This is a genomic window from Acinetobacter sp. Q85-2, from assembly GCF_013420555.1.
GTDB classification, from domain to species: Bacteria; Pseudomonadota; Gammaproteobacteria; order Pseudomonadales; family Moraxellaceae; genus Acinetobacter; species Acinetobacter indicus.
Genome location: NZ_VOXW01000010.1, coordinates 103925 through 122275, shown reverse-complemented (window position 1 = coordinate 122275; position 18351 = coordinate 103925). Strand labels below are relative to the sequence as shown.

At 46.7% G+C, this 18351-nt stretch carries 14 protein-coding genes and 2 pseudogenes; 8 read left to right on the top strand and 8 right to left on the bottom strand.

The features are described from left to right. Positions 1–163 precede the first annotated feature (163 nt). On the bottom strand, positions 164–421 hold the full coding sequence (tusA, locus tag FTT68_RS07755) for a sulfurtransferase TusA (RefSeq protein ID WP_005181880.1): 258 nt from the start codon (positions 419–421) through the stop codon (positions 164–166). Positions 422–619: 198 nt separating this feature from the next. Between tusA and FTT68_RS07750 the strand changes: the two genes are divergently transcribed. Together FTT68_RS07750 and lnt are read left to right on the top strand one after the other, a co-directional pair. Continuing rightward, positions 620–1459, top strand: coding sequence for an HlyC/CorC family transporter (locus FTT68_RS07750; protein WP_005181878.1), 840 nt, complete (start codon positions 620–622; stop codon positions 1457–1459). Then, positions 1456–3015 carry an apolipoprotein N-acyltransferase gene (gene lnt / locus FTT68_RS07745; protein ID WP_104490232.1) on the top strand — a complete coding sequence of 520 codons (1560 nt, stop codon included), beginning with the start codon at positions 1456–1458 and terminating at the stop codon, positions 3013–3015. Before FTT68_RS07750 ends, lnt begins: the two co-directional genes overlap by 4 nt. Before the next feature lie 142 nt (positions 3016–3157). Here the strand turns inward: lnt and FTT68_RS07740 are convergent, their stop codons facing one another. From FTT68_RS07740 to gspF, 3 genes are all read right to left on the bottom strand, one after another. Next, the gene (locus FTT68_RS07740; RefSeq protein WP_045795389.1) at positions 3158–3493 is read right to left on the bottom strand and encodes a hypothetical protein; all 336 of its coding nucleotides are present in this window, start codon (positions 3491–3493) and stop codon (positions 3158–3160) included. 279 nt (positions 3494–3772) lie between these two features. After that, positions 3773–4210 carry a type II secretion system major pseudopilin GspG gene (gene gspG / locus FTT68_RS07735; protein WP_005181871.1) on the bottom strand — a complete coding sequence of 146 codons (438 nt, stop codon included), beginning with the start codon at positions 4208–4210 and terminating at the stop codon, positions 3773–3775. A gap of 51 nt (positions 4211–4261) precedes the next feature. Continuing rightward, positions 4262–5467, bottom strand: a complete 1206-nt coding sequence (gspF, locus tag FTT68_RS07730; RefSeq protein WP_180083882.1) for a type II secretion system inner membrane protein GspF — start codon at positions 5465–5467, stop codon at positions 4262–4264. A gap of 151 nt (positions 5468–5618) precedes the next feature. On the opposite strand from gspF, the gene FTT68_RS07725 reads away from it, so the two are divergent. The 6 genes from FTT68_RS07725 (at position 5619) to FTT68_RS07700 (ending at position 12619) form a co-directional block, all read left to right on the top strand. Next, positions 5619–7841: a primosomal protein N' gene (locus FTT68_RS07725; RefSeq protein WP_005181868.1), complete on the top strand. Its 2223-nt coding sequence runs from the start codon at positions 5619–5621 to the stop codon at positions 7839–7841. Positions 7842–7891: 50 nt separating this feature from the next. Continuing rightward, positions 7892–9733 carry a monovalent cation:proton antiporter-2 (CPA2) family protein gene (locus tag FTT68_RS07720; RefSeq protein ID WP_180006875.1) on the top strand — a complete coding sequence of 614 codons (1842 nt, stop codon included), beginning with the start codon at positions 7892–7894 and terminating at the stop codon, positions 9731–9733. A 50-nt stretch (positions 9734–9783) separates the two neighbouring features. Continuing rightward, the gene (locus FTT68_RS07715) at positions 9784–10659 is read left to right on the top strand and encodes an Hsp33 family molecular chaperone HslO (protein WP_005181862.1); all 876 of its coding nucleotides are present in this window, start codon (positions 9784–9786) and stop codon (positions 10657–10659) included. A gap of 410 nt (positions 10660–11069) precedes the next feature. Beyond that, positions 11070–11531, top strand: coding sequence for a DUF2147 domain-containing protein (locus FTT68_RS07710; protein WP_005181860.1), 462 nt, complete (start codon positions 11070–11072; stop codon positions 11529–11531). 403 nt (positions 11532–11934) lie between these two features. Further along, complete coding sequence (locus tag FTT68_RS07705) at positions 11935–12273, top strand: chaperone modulator CbpM (RefSeq protein ID WP_005181858.1); 339 nt, start codon at positions 11935–11937, stop codon at positions 12271–12273. A 76-nt stretch (positions 12274–12349) separates the two neighbouring features. After that, complete coding sequence (locus tag FTT68_RS07700; protein WP_034598128.1) at positions 12350–12619, top strand: YdcH family protein; 270 nt, start codon at positions 12350–12352, stop codon at positions 12617–12619. 86 nt (positions 12620–12705) lie between these two features. Here FTT68_RS07700 and FTT68_RS07695 read toward each other — a convergent pair. The 4 genes and pseudogenes from FTT68_RS07695 to FTT68_RS07680 all read right to left on the bottom strand — a co-directional run bounded on the left by FTT68_RS07695 (position 12706) and on the right by FTT68_RS07680 (position 17914). Beyond that, a pseudogene (locus tag FTT68_RS07695) lies at positions 12706–13932 on the bottom strand (magnesium transporter CorA family protein). Between the two features lie 97 nt (positions 13933–14029). Then, on the bottom strand, positions 14030–16117 hold the full coding sequence (pnp, locus tag FTT68_RS07690) for a polyribonucleotide nucleotidyltransferase (RefSeq protein WP_171065134.1): 2088 nt from the start codon (positions 16115–16117) through the stop codon (positions 14030–14032). A 247-nt stretch (positions 16118–16364) separates the two neighbouring features. Continuing rightward, the gene (rpsO, locus tag FTT68_RS07685) at positions 16365–16634 is read right to left on the bottom strand and encodes a 30S ribosomal protein S15 (RefSeq protein WP_004637724.1); all 270 of its coding nucleotides are present in this window, start codon (positions 16632–16634) and stop codon (positions 16365–16367) included. A gap of 217 nt (positions 16635–16851) precedes the next feature. Next, positions 16852–17914 (bottom strand): annotated as a pseudogene (locus tag FTT68_RS07680) (RNA-guided endonuclease InsQ/TnpB family protein). Between the last annotated feature and the right edge of the window lie 437 nt (positions 17915–18351).

Below are 18351 nucleotides of genomic sequence, written 5' to 3'. Positions count from 1 at the left end.
GCTTGGCATCATTGTTCTGTAATAAATAGCTAAAAAAAAGTGTGGCTATTTTATACAAAATAACCACATAAAACATCGCTTCAACCCGGCCGCTTGTTTATCAATATGTAACTATCCGATAAAAAGCATAGCCTTTAAAACCGCGGCATTGTCGGAGGATGACCTAGCCTTTTTTGACCAGATAATGAAATTCTTTATTACCGGCAGCATCCAGCACTTCTTCCTGTAACAGCAGCTCATGGCCCAAATGCATACAGAATTTTGGAATATCCCACGAAGTAGAATTGTCGGTGGCAAAAATCTCCACCACATCGCCCGATTTAGATTTACGAATAGCTTGATGCAACATCATCACTGGTTCAGGGCAACGCAGACCGCGCGTATTTAGCTGAATGGCAGGGGTAATGGATGAATCAGACATAATAAAACTCGGCGAGATACAATTTTTCTATTCTAACACAAAGCCAGCAAAACCACTGATGCCGCAAGCTGGCTTTATCCGCCTGATAAATCATCAAATTCATTGTTTCAGCGAAAGTCGATAAACAATAGACAACTGTATTTTCTGCGGTATGATTAAATCAAGTTTTTTAGATACAACGAGTCTTTAGGAAGGATCATGCACGAGGAATCAGGCCCATCGTGGGGTATGCGTGGCTTACGTAAATGGTTAGGTACTGCACCGGAAACCCGCGATGAATTGCTAAAATTAGTACAAGATTCACGTCGTTTTTTAGAACCCGATACTGTGGCAATGCTGGAAGGTGTGCTGGATTTGCCGGCCACCAAAATCCGTGAGGTTATGACCCCGCGCACTTCCATGATCAGCTTGCAGGAAGATGATGAGCTGCTGGATATTCTGCATGTACTGGTCGAGTCGGCCCATTCACGCTTTCCGGTCTTCTCTTCAGACCAGCCTGACAATGTAGTGGGCATTCTGCTGGCCAAAGACTTGTTGCCCTTTCTGACCGAACCAACGCCGAAGGTCGATATCCGGGCACTGATGCGTCAGCCACTGTTTGTGCCAGAAAGTGCGCGTTCCGATCAGGTCCTGCGTATGCTGAAAAATACCCAGACCCATATTGCCATTGTAATTGATGAATATGGCAGCACTTCAGGACTGGTAACCCTAGAGGATATTCTGGAAGAAATTGTCGGTGAAATTGAAGATGAGCATGATCAGGCCGATGCCGAAGCACAATACATTGTGCCCGATCATGATCCGCAGACCGCCAACACCTGGCTGGTACAGGCACTTACACCAATTGAACACTTTAACAATGTTTTAGATGCTGATTTTTCTGACGATGAAGTAGAAACTGTCGGCGGTTTACTGCTTCAGGAAATTGGATTGGTGAGTGATCTGCAAGGTCAAATTATTGAAATTGGGGATTGGCAGTTTAAGATTCTTGAAGCAGATGCGCGCACTATTCATCTGATTCGAGCTGTACGTCAATGAGGACTTATTTCACCAAGCTGTTAGATTCATCCCAACAACACAAACAGCTCCCGCTAGTTTATCCCCTGCTGATTGCCTTAATCGCAGGTGCCATTTTCAGTTTTGCCCTGGCACCGTATTATTACTGGTGGATTGCCCTGCTGTCTCCAGCTTTGCTTTATGCGGTTTTACGTCAGCGCTCTGCCAAACAGGCCTTTTTTATTGGTTGGGCCTACGGTATTGGCCTGTGGTTTGTCGGTGCATTCTGGCTATATACCTCCATTCATGTCTATGGAGATACCCCGTCTATTTTAAGCGTGCTGATGATTGCGATTATGGCCTTGGCCATGGGGCTATTTACCGCCATTCAAACCTGGCTGTATCGCCGCTTCTTCCCGGAAACCCCCCTAACTTTTGCGCCGCTGTGGGTGTTCTTTGAATGGGCCAAAACCTGGGTATTTACCGGTTTCCCGTGGCTATTTGTCGGCTATGCCTTTACCGAGCGTTTTCTGGACAGCTATGCGCCTTTATTCGGGGTGTTCGGGGTGTCGTTTGTGGCCATTATTCTGGCCTGTGCGCTGGTGGAAATCCTGAATAAACGCATCTTCTGGCTAGTGCCGTCATTGCTGCTCCTGGCCGGAGCCTGGGGTGCTTCCCAGCTCAACTTTGTCAGCGAGAAAGATGAACCGCCGCTGTCCGTATCCTTGATTCAGGGCAATATTCCGCAAGACCTGAAATGGCTGACCGAATATCAACTGAAAACCCTGCTGATCTACAGCGAACTGACCCGCACCGAATGGGGCCGCGACCTGATTGTCTGGCCGGAATCTTCCATTCCAATGTTCCAGACCGATATCGAACCGTTTTTAGCCGCCATGAAAACCGAGGCAGAAAAATCCGGAAGTGCCTGGGTCACCGGTATTCCGTATTGGGACCTGCCTGAATCTCAGCAAAATGGCCAGCCGATGTACTACAACAGTATTATGGCCACCGGTACAGATTCAGAAGGCTTATACAAGAAACAGCGCCTGGTGCCATTTGGTGAATATATTCCTTTATCCGGCCTGTTAAGCTGGGTCTTGCCGGCCTTGCAGAATGATCCATCCATGAGTGGTTTTTCGCGCGGTGCCAAAGAACAAAAGCCCTTGATGATTCACAACTCGCCGTTGGGTGCAGCCATCTGTTATGAAGTGGCCTATCCGAATCTGACCCGTCGTAATGCCAGCCAGAGTGATTTTCTGGTGACTGTATCCAATGATGCCTGGTTTACCGGTACAGCCGGCCCGTGGCAGCATTTACAGATGGTGCAGATGCGTGCCAAAGAAAATGGCCGCTGGTTTATTCGGGCCACCAATACCGGCGTGACCGCTTTTATTGACCATCAAGGCCATATTGTGCAGCAGGCCCCGATTGATCAGGAAGCAGTGCTACGCGGTGAATTACCGGCAATGCAGGGCCAGACCTTGTACACTCGCCTTAGTGATTGGCCGGTGCTGATCTTCTCCTTCCTGTTGCTGGTTTTGGGCTGGATCTATCGTCCACGTAAAGTGGATGTCAGCTTTAAGTCGAGAAGATAATTCGCCTATGGAGTCCCCCTTTATCAAAGGGGGATTAATTTTATAAATCCCTCCCTTGCGAAGCAGTGCTTCTCACCCTTTGTAAAAGGGAGGCGTAATAAAAAAACCGAGGCATAATCCTCGGTTTTTTTATTGTCTATATTTAAAGCTGGGTCACCAGATAGGACAGCATCGCCGCTAGAGAGAGCATCGGCAGATAACGATAGACTTTTACCACCGCCTGTTCAAAGCAAGAGGCCTGTTCTGGCTCTAGTTTTAAAACAGTGGCTTGTAGCGCCGACCAGAAACTTAAGAGCAAGCACGAGCTCATCAGGCTCAGGGCGAAGAAACCTACCATAATCTGGCTGCTGCCTTCGGTGCTTTGCCAGAGATGCAAAAAGCCCTGACTCAAGGGAAGCAGGCTTAAAATCAGCAGAACAGACTTCAGCATCGTCCAGTGAAACTGGTTAATTTCATCCGACAAAATTAATGCTTTCATACCATCCTCCAGACAAATATGTGCCTTTTGACTTATTATGAACGGTTTTAATGAAATAAATAGATGATATTGCTCCACATTCCCGGGATTATTGTAATCAGTACTGTTGGGAATAATTCTTATTATGAATCTCAAATCTGGAAGATTATCTTAAATCTATATTTATCAAGATATTAGTATATTTTTTATAATTAAGAGCTATTATCACTTCACCTTTAATTGAATAGTCCAATCAGGTGAAGTGATATATTCCATCACGGCATTTATAATCAAGCCGGCTTAAGGCTGATAATAAATATCGGCATCGGTCCCTTCACCGCCCTGCTGACCATCTGCACCAAAAGAATACAGATCAAAAGCACGGCCTTCAGAGCCTGGAATTACATATTGAATGTCATTGTCCCAGCTGTCTTTTGGATAACCGCCTTTGACATAACCACCTGGCAACCAGTTTTTAGCTGACGCGGGCTGATTGACCAGCGCATCTAAACCACCATCCTGCATGGACGGATAACGGCCATTGTCCAGCTTGTATTGATCCAGCGCACCAGCCACACCTTTTAAGGTAATTGCGGTGGTATCGACTTTGGCTTTTTCACCACGGCCCATCACGTTCGGGACAATCAGCGCCGCCAGCACGCCTAAAATGACAATCACCACCATTACTTCAATGAGGGTAAAACCGGCCTGTTTATTCGAATAGGATTTCCGTTGCATCAGGTTCTCTCTTGAATCTTTCATCATTTGTTATCTTCAATGGGTCTCGATTTAAATCATATTATTGATATTGACAATAGGCAGCATCACCGCAATCACAATCACCAGCACAATACTGGCCATCAGCACCAGCATTAAGGGCTCCAGTAGTGCCAGTAAGGTCGAAATGAGCGTGGTCACCTCCCGATCCTGCATGGTCGATGCGCGCTCCAGCATCCGGTCGAGTTCACCCGATGCTTCACCACTTTTAATCATTTGTACCATCATCGGCGGGAAATAACCACTGCGCTCCAGCTGGGTGCCCAAGTTCCCTCCTTCGGTGACTTTCTCGGCCGCCAGATTGACCGAATCACGGATCACCCAGTTACTGCTGACCGCAGCGCCAATTTTTAAGGCATCAACCAATGGCACACCGGACTGGGTCAGAATCGACAGGGTGCTGGCAAAACGTGCTGCATTTATACCACGTGACAGTTTACCAAATAGTGGCAGTTTGAGGGTTAAACGATCAAATGCATAATGGCCGGCCGAGGTTTTTAAAAAGCGAACCAACAGGAAGATGCCCAGAATCGTCCCGACCAGCAAAAAGGGCCAGGCCAGACGGATAAAATCACTGGCTTGCATTAACACCACGGTAATCCACGGCAAGGCGCCTTTGTCCTGATCAAAGGTTTTGACAATATCCGGCACCACATAGGTCATCAGCCCCATCACAATGGCAAAAGACATCAGCATTAAAATAATCGGATAAATCATCGCGCCCTGCACTTTTTTCTGCATGGCAAAGCGGTTTTCGGTGTAGTCCGACAGCTGGTCCAAAATTAAATCCAGATGTCCAGAACGTTCCCCGGCGGCAATGGTGGCAATATATAAATCCGGAAAATGCCCCGACTGCTGCAAGGCATTGGCCAGTGAATATCCTTCTAAAACCTTGGAGCGTACCGACAGCAATAAATTCTGCACATGGACTTTTTCACTTTGCTTGGCCACGGCGCGCAAGGCTTCTTCCAGCGGAATGGCTGCGGCCACCAGTACCGACAGCTGCCGGGTCATTAAGGCCAGATCATAAGCGGTCATTTTTTTCTGGAACCAGCGCTGGGCCTGATGCTTCTGTTTTTGTTCTACCGGATCAACGCTAATCGGGATAAGGGCCTTGTCACGCAATTGCTGACGAATCTGCCGTGCAGAATCCCCTTCTAAAACCCCTTTTTGCTGCTTTCCTGATGCATCAAGGGCTGTAAACTGATATGCAGGCATTGTAATGCTCTAATTTTCCAAAAAATTATTCAACGCAGTTGCGTCTCACCACCAAAATCATTCATATTCTGAGATATAAATTATTTGCTCACTCTATCATAACTCCAGATCGAGCACGACGACATTTTCATCAGGAAGCAGACCCGCTGTTATGCCAAATTCGCCCGTCCATCCCGCCCCCATCTACCGTGTTCGTGTAGCTGTTCCGGTCTATCTGTATGACGGGTTTGACTATATGCTCAGTGCGGCTGAATATCAGCAGGCTGCCGTTGGCGCGCGGGTGCTGGTGTCCTTTGGCCGGCAGAATCTGGTGGGCATCATTATTGAAAAACTCCCGCCCGATCATCCGCTTGACCCCAAGATTAAACTGAAAGCCATTAGCGAGCTGCTCGACCAGCAGCCGATTCTAGATCAGAAAGTTTTAACTTTGTTGACATGGTCGGCGCAGTATTATCAGTTTCCGATTGGCGAAGTGATGCATAGCGCCCTGCCCAGCCTGTTACGTCAGGGACGCCCGTATAATTTACTGGCACGAATGTGGAAACTACTGGATGATCAGGCCGAAGCCAAACTGAAGCGCTCCGAGAAGCAGCAGGAGGCCTATAAAGTCCTGAAGCTGCATCCGAGCGGGACTTCAGAAAATATCCTGAATCTGGCCGGTATTGAAACTGCAACCTTAAAAGCGCTGGAAAAAAAGCAGATTTGCTATTGCGATCTGGAGCAGCAGGATTTTAGCCCGGTGCCAATGACGCTGGCGCAAATGCCGTTAACCCCGAACAGTGACCAGAAACGGGCCATTGAAACCGTACTGAAAGCGCAGCATCGTTATCAGGCCTTTTTACTCGATGGTCTGACCGGTAGTGGTAAAACCGAAGTCTATCTGCAGATCATGCAGGAAGTGCTAAAACAGGGTAAACAGGTATTGGTGCTGGTGCCGGAAATTGGCCTGACTCCTCAAACCATTAGCCGCTTCCAGTCACGTTTTCACTGTCATATTGCGCTGCTGCATTCCGGTTTAAATGACAGCAAACGTCTGCAGGCCTGGCAGGCCGCCCAGACTGGCAAGGCTTCGATTATTCTTGGTACACGCTCGGCAATTTATACCCCGCTGCCCAATCTGGGGCTGATTATTCTGGATGAAGAACACGACCTGTCATTTAAACAGCAGGAAGGCTTTCGTTACCATGCCCGCGATGTGGCCTTATACCGTGCTCATTTAGAACACTGCCCGGTGATTCTCGGTTCGGCCACGCCCAGCATTGACAGCTATGCCTTAACGGAACAGGGTAAAATGATCCGTCTGGAACTGAACCAGCGTGCCGGCCCGGCACTGATGCCGAAAATTCACATCATTGATTTAAAAGTTGCGCAAAAGCAGCAAGGTCTAAGCCTGCTGCTGATTCAGGAAATCAAAAAACGCCTGCAGAAAAAAGAACAGGTGCTGATTTTCTTAAACCGCCGTGGTTATGCACCGGTGCTGGTCTGTGACAGCTGCGGCTGGCAGGCACAATGCCCACACTGTGATGCCAACTTTACCCTGCATCATAGTCCATATACCCATCTGCATTGTCATCATTGTGGCACCATTCAACGCAAGCCGGAGCAATGCCCGCAGTGCCAGCATAATGAACTGAAAACCCTGGGCATGGGCACAGCCAAGGTTGAAGAAAACCTGCAACAGCTGTTCCCAGATTACGATGTGGTGCGGGTGGACCGCGATTCCACCAGCCGCGTCGGCAGCTGGCAAAAAATTTATGACCGCATTCAAACCAGCCAGCCGCTGATTCTGCTCGGCACCCAAATGCTGGCCAAAGGGCACCATTTTCCTTATGTGACTCTAGTGGCGATTTTGGATATTGATGCCGGCCTGTTAAGTGTTGATATCCGGGCGCCAGAGCGGACTGCGCAGCTGATTGTGCAGGTGGCCGGTCGTGCCGGCCGCGGTGAACATAAAGGCGATGTCTATTTACAGACCCTGCGTCCTGATCATCCGCTGCTGAGCACCCTGGTCGAGCAGGATTATCGTGCCTTTGCCCGGCAAACCTTAAAAGAACGTCAGGCCGCCCTGCTGCCCCCGTTTCGCTATACCGCCCTGATTCGCTGCGAATCCAAAAGTCAGGAGCAGAACCAGCAGTTTTTACAGCAACATGCCCAGTGGCTGCGAGAAAATTCTGAACAGTTAATTGATATCTGGGGACCGATTCCGGCGCCAATGGAACGCAAGGCCGGCCGCTATCAGGCGCATCTGGTGCTGTTGTCGCAAGATCGCGCCCGTTTACATTTTTATCTACGTGCATGGTGGCAAAATATGTTGCATCACAAGCCATCAAATATGAAACTTAGCTTAGATATAGACCCTCAGGAATTCAGTTAACCACTGACTTTGGCTGCAGCCTGAGGGCACCATAACTCCTAGGATTGTCGATGTCGTTACTGCTGCAAATCACCCTGTTTCTGGGTGCCTCTTTATTACTGGTTCCGCTGCTCAAGCGTTTTGGGATTGCCACCGTACTCGGCTATCTGTTTACCGGTATTTTATTGGGCCCGAGTGTGTTCAATATCGCCAGCGACCCGGAAGCCATTCAGGAACTGGCTGAATTTGGCGTCATTTTACTGATGTTCATTATTGGTCTGGAACTCAGACCCCAGCGGCTCTGGCAAATGCGTCAGTCGATTTTTGTCATGGGCAGCGCGCAGGTGGCCGTCACTGGCCTGTTACTGGCGATTCTGGTGTTTTTCAGTTTGCAGCAGCAGATTGCCGCCAGCCTGATTATTGGTTTTGCCCTGGCCCTGTCCTCAACCGCCTTTGTGCTGCAACTCTTGAATGAAAAACAGCAACTGAACAGCAGTTATGGCCAGCAGTCTTTTTCAATTCTGCTATTTCAGGATATCGCCGCCATTCCATTAATTGCAATTATTCCCTTGCTGGCCGGTACTGAATCGACTCATCATGGGCTGGCCTATTTCGCCGCGATTTTAGCCACCTTTAGCGGGCTGTTTTTATTTAGCCGTTATCTCATGCGCCCGTTTTTCCGTTTTGTTGCCAAAACCGGCGCGCATGAGCTGATTACCGCGGTCGGCCTGTTTATTGTGCTGGCCGTGGTCTGCCTGATGGATGTCTTGGGGATTAGCACCACGCTTGGCGCCTTCCTGACCGGGGTGCTACTGGCCGATTCCGAATTCCGACATGAACTGGAAGCCAGTATTGCACCGTTTAAAGGACTATTGCTCGGCCTATTTTTCATGACCGTGGGGATGACCACTCAGATGTCCCTGCTGATCGACAGTCCACTGTTCATTCTCGGCGGCGCCTTAATACTGCTGTTGGTGAAATTTATTTCCCTGACCGCAATTGCCCGGTATTTTAAATATTCCTGGCAAAACAGTTTGCTACTGGCCACCTGTCTGGCGCAAGGCGGTGAATTTGCCTTTGTGGTGTTACAGGTTGCCTTAACAGAAAAAGTGGTGGCACAGGCCATTTTAGAGCCGATTACCCTGATGGTGACCCTGTCGATGGTGCTAACCCCGGTGCTGTACTGGTTCATGACCAGCCAGGTGATTCCGCGTCTGAATCAGGACAAGACGCCGGAATATGACCAGATTCCCGATGCGCATCCAGCGCTGATTATTGCCGGTTTTGGCCGGGTTGGGCAGATTATTGCACGGGTGGCCTATTTGCAGCACCTACCCTATACCGCCATTGACAGCAACCTGGATAAAGTTGATTTTGTGCGCAATTATGGCGGTAAAGTCTATTATGGCGATGCCACCCAGCCCGATATTTTACGTGCTGCGGGGATTGAACATGCCAAGACCTTTATTCTGGCCATTGATGATATTGAAGACTCGATGAATGTGGCCCGGCATATCCGCCTGAATTATCCGCAGCTCAAACTGCTGGTGCGTGCCCGTGACCGCCATCATGTGCATTTATTGCGGGATTTAGGCGTTGAACACATCTGGCGTGAAACCTATTTATCTTCTTTAGGCATGGCCTATTGCGCGCTACGCGACCAGGGTATTGCTGAAGAAGATGCTTACAAGAGTATCGAATTGTTTCGCAGTTATGATGAAAAATTACTGGCCCAGCAGCAGAATATTTATACCGATGAGCAAAAAATCTATGAAACTCATCGCAATGCACTGGCCGAGCTGGAGCACCTGTTCGAGAATGATGCTCAGGTCCGGGAAAGCCCGACCGGTGTAGATTTAAAGCGTTCACTACAAAACCATCATATTGATGTAACACGTAATGAATCAAACTGACTTGTGATTTACAATATCATCACCATTAATGCAGGGTTATGGAGAATTTTATGTCTGATTTACGCCAACGCTTTTTTATTGAAGATAGCCCTGTCCGCGGTGAGATTGTTCATCTTGAAGAAGCCCTGCAAACCATTTTGGCCCAACGTGACTATGCGCCTGCCATCCAGGTCCTTTTGGGAGAAATGCTCAGTGCCACCGCTTTGCTGGCCAGTACCTTAAAAATTAAAGGTCGGATTAGCCTGCAAATTCAGGCCAGCGGCACCTTTAAATGGGCAATGGCCGAATGTAATCATCTGGGTGAAATTCGTGCTTTGGCAGATTATGAACCAGATCCACATTTCCAGCAGGCTGAAGACAGCAGCACGGTACTCAAAACCCTGGTCAATCCGGTGCTGTTTATTAATATTGAACCGGAATTTGGTGAGCGTTATCAGGGTATTGTGCCTTTAGACAAGCCAAATCTGGCCGGCTGCCTGATGCAATACTATGATTTATCTGCACAAATTCCCACCCGTATTGTACTGGCCAGCAACGACCAGCGTTCTGGCGGCTTGCTGATTCAGCTGTTACCGCGAAATAGCGAAGAAGAACAGCAACGTGTAGATGAAGATTTATGGCCACGTCTGACCATGCTGACCGAAACCCTGAAAACCAGCGAACTGACCGATCTGGAAGTTCAGGAAGTATTGTACCGTCTGTACAACGAAGAAGAAGTACGGCTGCCAGAAGTTGAACATCTTAAATTTGGCTGTACCTGTTCCAAAGAACGCTGTGCTACGGCACTGACCCAGATTGGGGCCAATGCAGTACGCGAAACCTTGGAACATCAAAACCCGATTGTGATGGATTGCCAGTTCTGTAATGCACGTTATCAGTTTACTGCAGAAGAAGCACTTGGCCTGTTTGGTGAACACCTAAGCTAGGCCGCAAGATTCAAGATTACCAAGAGATCAAACCGGAGAACGGTTTGGTCTCTTTTTTTATGTTCAGTTTCATACGTTTATTCAAGCTTTTTGCGCTGTAGATATAGCTTCAAATAGCGCACGCTTTTTACTGAACTCAGCATCAATCTCGCTCAAGCTGTTACTCATCTTTTTTAAGCGACTGGGTTACACAAACCGTACCGCTTTATTCATCTAGCGCAAGCACACATTCTTTGTATAACCTGACTGATGAATTCAAGCGTGTGCAATAGTTGCAACTATTTAGTGGTTTCTCATCTTATTGTGATCTCTTTCACTTATTATTTCATTGATTTAACAGTATTTTCTTCTATAAAATTAGGCACTTTACTCTAATTTTAATAACGCGCATGGCGTTGGGGATAATAATCATGAAAAAGGGGTTTACAGGGATTGTTGCTGGATTGCTTTTGGCAACAGTTTCAGGCGTATCTTTCGCAGAGAATGATCCATTGGTGGGGAAATGGAAAACAATTGATGACCGTACCAGTTATTCCCGTGCCGATGTCGAAATCCGTAAAAAGCCAGATGGCACCTATGAAGGTATTATTGTTGAAACCCGCAACATTCCGGGCGCAGAAAAAATGAATATTTGCCACCAATGTCCGGGTCAACTTAAAAACAAACCGTTTATCGGCTTGCCATTTATCTGGGGCTTTAAGCAGGATCCAAAAAACCCGTTACAGTTTGTGCAAGGCAGTGTACTCGACCCGATTGGCGGCAAAGTCTATAAAGGCAAGGCACGCCTAAGTGCCAACGGTAAACGCCTGACCTTACGCGGCTATGTCGGTGTTTCCGTGATTGGTCGTAGCGTGACCTGGATTAAATACTGATTCTTCAACAGGTTTACAAGAGGCTTCTACGGAAGCCTTCATTTTATCTTAATGATATGGACATAATTTGAAACAATATAGTTGCTCTACCCTCTGTCCGTCCCTCTCGAAAGCCTGAATAATGAATAAAATTTAAACAGTTTATTTAAACTGGAGATTAGCCAAAAGTAGGCCTGCTGAGCGTCCTTGGTGCCAGCAAAATGGCGAAAAAGCAAGCAAGGCTACGTTTCAAGCACAAAGGAATACCAAACAAAACAGCCAAATGCTGAAATATGGTTTTAAATAAAATTAATCCTTCAGATAAAACAACAAGAGCGCAGCGCATAGACCCGAAATTACGTTAGAACAACCCATGCATCTGCTCTTCCTTGTTTTAACAAGTTCAAGCTAAAAGGAGTAAGCCATGACCACGATCCAATATCGCGAAAACTCCCAGTCTGGTCGCCCACAAGCTGAAATTATAGATGAGCGCGTATCTTTTGATTTAGAGCATTTTGCTGAAGCTTGTGGTCAAAGCCCGGAATGGGTATTACAGCTTTTAGAATATGACATTCTCCCTTCACGTCCGGAAGAACGGATTCACCAGTTTTTTGGGGAAGATGTCTCTCGTGCCCGCCAGGCCTATCGCCTGCAACGTGATTTTAATGCCAGCTTTTCTGCCGTCGCCATGATGCTCGACCTGATTGATGAGCTGCAAAATTTGCGCAAAGAAGTCAAACATCTGCATTTAAGACAAAGCTAGGCACCACGCCATTTACTCTCTACAGGGAAATCTGCGTATTTCCCTCTCTTTATTTTTGGGAAAATAGACGGTCGCAATGAAAACAAAAGAATGCAACAAAAAGGTCAAACTCATGTTCCCGGAGTTTCGGGAATTAATGCAACAACTGCGCGAAGACAACCCACATTTTGCGCGCCTGTTTGAAGATCATGAACATCTGGACCGGAAAATCAGCCAGCTCGAGCTTGATCCGGTTCATCAGATTAATGATGATATCGAGGCGCTGAAACGCAAAAAATTAAAACTGAAAGATCAGATTTATCAGCTTTTGCAGCAGGCCCAGCAAAATCCTTCATCTTCACCTTAACCGGTTTTTATTGCAGTGCGATGAAATCTGCACGCTGCCCGAAAGAAAGCAGATGCTTTCTTTCGGGCAGGCAAATGAAGGCTGCATTATTTTGGTTTAAGCTGAGAATCTCGAAGAGCGTTCTGACCTTCCGGCAGTAATGGCTTGCCAGGCACATAATCCAGAAACCAGAACAGGTCCATCCGGGTCCGATCCGGCCGCTGCGAAAGCATGTCCAGTACGCTTTTTTCACCGCGTCCCACCATATGTCGCCGATAAAAATAATACAGCAGCAACAAAGTGGTAATAAGCATGGTGCCAAGCATCACCCAGAAGGCATAGGGTGAATCCAGCCCCGGAATCATCACGAAATTCATGCCATAAATTCCGGTTAACAGGGTTAAGGGTGCAAACACCGCGGTAATAATCGCCAGAATCCGCATATTTTCATTGGTCTGGTTGGCAATGGCAGAAAAATGCAGGTCAATGGCCGCCTGAATGGCACTTCTTAAACGCAAGGTATGTTTCTGGATGCGGGCCACATGGCTGCTTAAGTCATCTACCCGCACCAGCATGATTTCCTGTTTTTCACTGCGTTTCTTGCCTTTTAAATGCAGATAGTTTTCGACAATTTCATCGCGCAGTTCCTGCAAGGTATCAATCTGTTCTTCACACAGATTTTCCACATGCTGAAATGCCATATTTTCCTGTAGCAACTGATGCCACTGGTTAAAACGGCGATGGCCCTGCAACAGCTCACGCTGCCAAAACTCGACCCGGCGGGTTAAAGGATGACGCAGGTTTAAATAGTCATCGACCATACTGTTCAGTAAACGTAAGGCCAAATCTAGAGGCGAGGTCGCCAGTTTTTTTGGTTTATTCTGCTCTTCAGCCGGCCGGCTTAAAATGGTATCTAAACGGGCAATATAATTTTCGATGGCTTTATTGCCCTGCTCACTCACCGTAATAAGCACCTGCGGGGTCAGAATAAAACTGACCGGTGTGGTGCTTAAGCCAAACACATGCTCATGCGCTTCGTCATTAAAGTTATGAATCTGGTCATCCGGAGTAATCAGTTTGCGGAAAATCAGCAGGTCATAATCTTCCAGACTGTCGAAATTACAGGGATGTTCCAGATTTAAAATATCTCACAGATGATATTCATTCAGCCACAACTGGGTGTGCTGAAATACCTGTTGCTACCACTGTTCCGGATGCTGGCGTACATCTTCCCGGGTATAGTCCAGCCAGATAAATTCCGCCTCGGCGGCCGGCTCCCGATGCAGAAATAACTGTTGTGTGGTGTCATGAAGGGAAAAATAATACTGTTGCATCCGCGTGCATCCACATTCCTGTCATTTTATTTTGCGATCATGCCATAAAAAAGCCCGCTTCATAAAGCGGGCTTTTTCAATTCATCAGGGCCTGAAATTAAGCCTGATCAATGTCTTTCATGGTTAACTTGATACGACCACGGTTGTCGACATCTGCAACCTGGACTTTCACTTCCTGGCCTTCTTTCAGTACGTCAGTCACGTTGGCTACACGCTCATTTGAAATTTGAGAAATGTGCAGCAGACCATCTGTACCTGGCATGATGTTTACGAAGGCACCGAATTCAACAATACGGATTACTTTACCGGCGTAGATTTTGCCTGGTTCAACTTCAGCAGTTAAAGCCTGAATTTTGGCAATAGCCGCTTGTGCAGCTGCTTTGGTTTCACCAAAGACGCGAACGGTACCGTTGTCTTCAATATCAATTGCCGCTTTGGTTTCTTCAGTGATTTGACGAATGGTTGCACCGCCTTTACCAATCACGTCACGGATTTTGTCCGGGTTGATGGTAATGACCTGGAAGGTAGGCGCATGCATTGAAATTTCTGGACGTGCACGTGAAATCACTTTGTTCATTTCGTTCAGGATGTGCATACGACCGGTATAAGCCTGGTTCAATGCCACTTCCATGATCTCTTCAGTGATCCCTTCGATTTTGATGTCCATTTGCAGCGCAGTAATACCGTTGGCAGAACCGGCAACTTTAAAGTCCATGTCGCCCAGGTGGTCTTCGTCACCCAGGATGTCAGAAAGCACTGCGAAACGCTCGCCTTCTTTGACCAGACCCATCGCAATACCCGCAACTGGTGCTTTTAGTGGAACACCGGCATCCATCAGTGACAGAGATGCACCACATACAGACGCCATAGAAGATGAACCGTTCGATTCAGTAATGTCCGATACAATACGGATTACGTACGGGAAGCGGTCAGCAGCTGGAAGAACCGCTTGTACACCACGACGTGCCAGACGACCGTGACCGATTTCACGACGTTTAGGACCAGACTCACGACCCGTTTCACCAACCGAGTAAGCCGGGAAGTTGTAGTGCAACATGAAGTTGTCAGTTTTGGTTCCAGCCAGGGTATCAACCATTAATGCATCACGGGTGTTACCAAGAGTCGTTGTTACCAACGCCTGTGTTTCACCACGGGTGAACAGCGCAGAACCGTGAGCACGATCAAGAACGCCCACCTGTACATCTAACGCACGTACAGTTTTGGTGTCACGACCATCAATACGCGGCTTACCAGACAGGATGTTGTCACGTACAGTGCGGTATTTCAGATCTTCAAACAGTTCATTCAGGTCATCTGCGATGCCATCTACATCTTCTTCAGGTACGAACTGCGCAACCGCCTCTGCTTGCAATGCATCCAAAGCAGCATAACGGTCTTGTTTGATTGCAATGGTATAGGCTTCAGAGATTTTCGCTTCAAACGCTTCTTTTAATTTCGCGCGAAGGTCTTCATTTTTCTCTGGTGCAGTCCAGGTTGACTCAGTTGCGCCAGCCGCTGCTGCAAATTCATTAATCGCCTGAATCGCAATTTGCATTTCGTCATGACCGAATAACACTGCGCCCAGCATCTGGTCTTCAGACAGTTCTTTCGCTTCAGACTCAACCATCAGTACTGCAGCTTCTGTACCTGCAACCACGAGGTCAAGGTCAGACTGTGCCAGCTGTTCGTGGTTCGGGTTCAGGATGTATTCACCGTTGATTAAACCCACACGTGCTGCACCAATTGGGCCACGGAACGGTGTACCCGCAATTGCCAGTGCTGCTGAAGTACCTAACATGGCAGCAATATCCGCTTCCATGGTTTTGTCAGAAGAGACAACTGTTGCTGTTACCTGGATTTCGTTGTAATAACCTTCCGGGAACAATGGACGAATTGGACGATCAATAAGACGTGAAATTAAAGTTTCTGCCTCAGACGCACGGCCTTCACGTTTGCCATAACCACCCGGAATACGGCCAGCAGCGTATTGCTTTTCTTGATAGTTTACGGTTAGTGGGAAAAAGTCCTGACCGGCTTTTGCTGTTGGCTGTGCAACTACCGCCACCAGTACCGATACACCACCCATGGTGATTAAAACCGAGTTGGCCTGACGTGCAACACGACCGGTTTCCAGTACCACGTTGTACTGACCATATTGGAATTCTTTACGAATAATATTAAACATTGACATGTATTTTTGTTTCCTGATTTTATTCTAGTGGAGACCCCTAAGGTTTGGCATTCACGACTCAGGTTCAAGTAAATGACAAAGCTTAGAAGCCGACCTCACTAGAAATATAGGTTTTTTAAACACAAAGAAGGAGCGAAACAATCGCCCCTTCTTAATTACCCGGTCAACGCCGGGTACACTTTAGTTTTCAGACATACAGCGCAACGCATGCAATAACCCGAAAATAAAAGTCTAAATCGAATTAACGACGTAAACCTAAAGCACCGATCAACGCAACATAACGACCGTGATCTTTACCGTTTAAGTAGTCTAATAATTTACGACGTTGGTTAACCATACGGATCAGACCGCGACGGCTATGGTGGTCGTGTTTGTGCTCTTTGAAGTGACCTTGTAAGTCATTGATTTGAGCAGTTAAAAGAGCTACTTGAACTTCTGGTGAACCAGTGTCGTTTTCAGCACGAGCAAATTTAGCGATGATCTCTGCGCGATCTGCGTTTGTTAAAGCCATTCGATTTCTCCGAGATGCTTATAAAATACCTTGATAAAAATCAAACCGATGTCAAGCATCTGTCTGACTGCCGTGCATCACTACAGCAAGTGCATTATTTTAAGACAAAACCGCTTAAATTGCAAAACACAACGCGAAAAAGCCATGAATTATCCGATGCGATGTCACATGAATGATGCAGCGTCTACCCGGAGGATTGATTCTATTCTTGACATCCTCACCCACCTGAAAGGAGGGTGATTCCTACTGCTAGACGCTTATGCCCAAGCGCAAGTATGTTCTTGGCGGAGTTTAAATCGCGTTGATTTACACTTCCGCATTCACATTTCCATACTCTTATTCGCAAATCTATCTTTCGGACTACTTGCGGTGATTGCACCGCAGCTCGAACAGGTTTGGGTTGTGAATCTCTCGTTGACTTCCTCAAACATGACCCCTGCGTTCTCGCATTTATACTTGAGCATGGTTTTGAGTGCTAAAAATCCTGTATCTAAAACAGATTTCGCCATTTTAGTTTTTACAAGTTTGTTCGCACTTAGATCACCAACGACAATCAGTGCATTGTCTTTCACCAGCTGGGTGCTAGCCTTGTGCAAATGGTCTTTACGACAGTTTGCAATCTTGGCGTGTAATGCACGGACACGCTTTTTATTTCTCGCTCTCTGAGCAATCCCTAATTTCTGTTCATATTGATGGTAGAACTTGGGATTGGAAATGATCGTACCATCTGAACAAGTAGCAATATCTTTTAAGCCTAGATCAATACCCACGGCTTTTGTGGCGGTAGGTTTGTCTTGTTTGGGTGAATCAACCACTAAGCAGACATACCAACGTCCACGACTATCCTCTACAAATGAGCCTGTTTTAATGCTGTATTTCGATAGTCCGTAACGATCCCATAGCTTAAATTGATGCTTGCCATACTGAACGTATCCATCGGCATATTTAATAGCGACCTTTTTAAAGGGTATCCAACCTAGTGATCTTCTTGCTGATTTCTTATTACTGACACGCCATCTCAATTTTGATTTTTTGAACTGTTTTCTGCGAGTGACCAATTCTTCTGTTACAGCCTGAATGGTTTGGCTATGAAGATTACATTCCTTTGATGCGCCTTTCGTGTATTTAGCAATATCGTATGCTGAAAAGAATTGTTGTTTGCGCTGTAGGTGTTTGAAACACAAATCATTGACATAGTTCCAGACAAAATTAACTTCAGATGCCAATTGGTCTAGCACCTTACAATGTTTGTCTTTTATACGTAATTTAAGTGTTTTCATGGGCTTATATTAGCTCATATTAGGCTTGAAATATTGTTTTTTAGCAATTAAACGACATTTCATGTCGTGTCGCTTATATCTCTGACTGAAAGACAGAAGTTTACGCTCCATTTGATAAAACACCGAGTAGAAGCCCAAGATGATCAAACGCAAATAAGCCCAAGTGGAATAAAAATAGCCCGGGAATAAATTCCCGGGCTATTTTTTGCGCTGTAGTTTCTTCTTTTTTCGTTGTTCTAATTTTATTTATTGTGATGTATAGCGAGGCTTTGGCCTTCTTCTAATCAACATTCCCTGTTTTAATTGGCTTTCCTTATGTGATAGATTTTGCCACAAGCCCTTGGGGAAAGAAGCAGATAATTACCTCTCTCCTTGTACGTTTTCGCTTACGTCGATGAATGACGCTTCATTTTTTTGATTTTGAACTGCCAATAAAA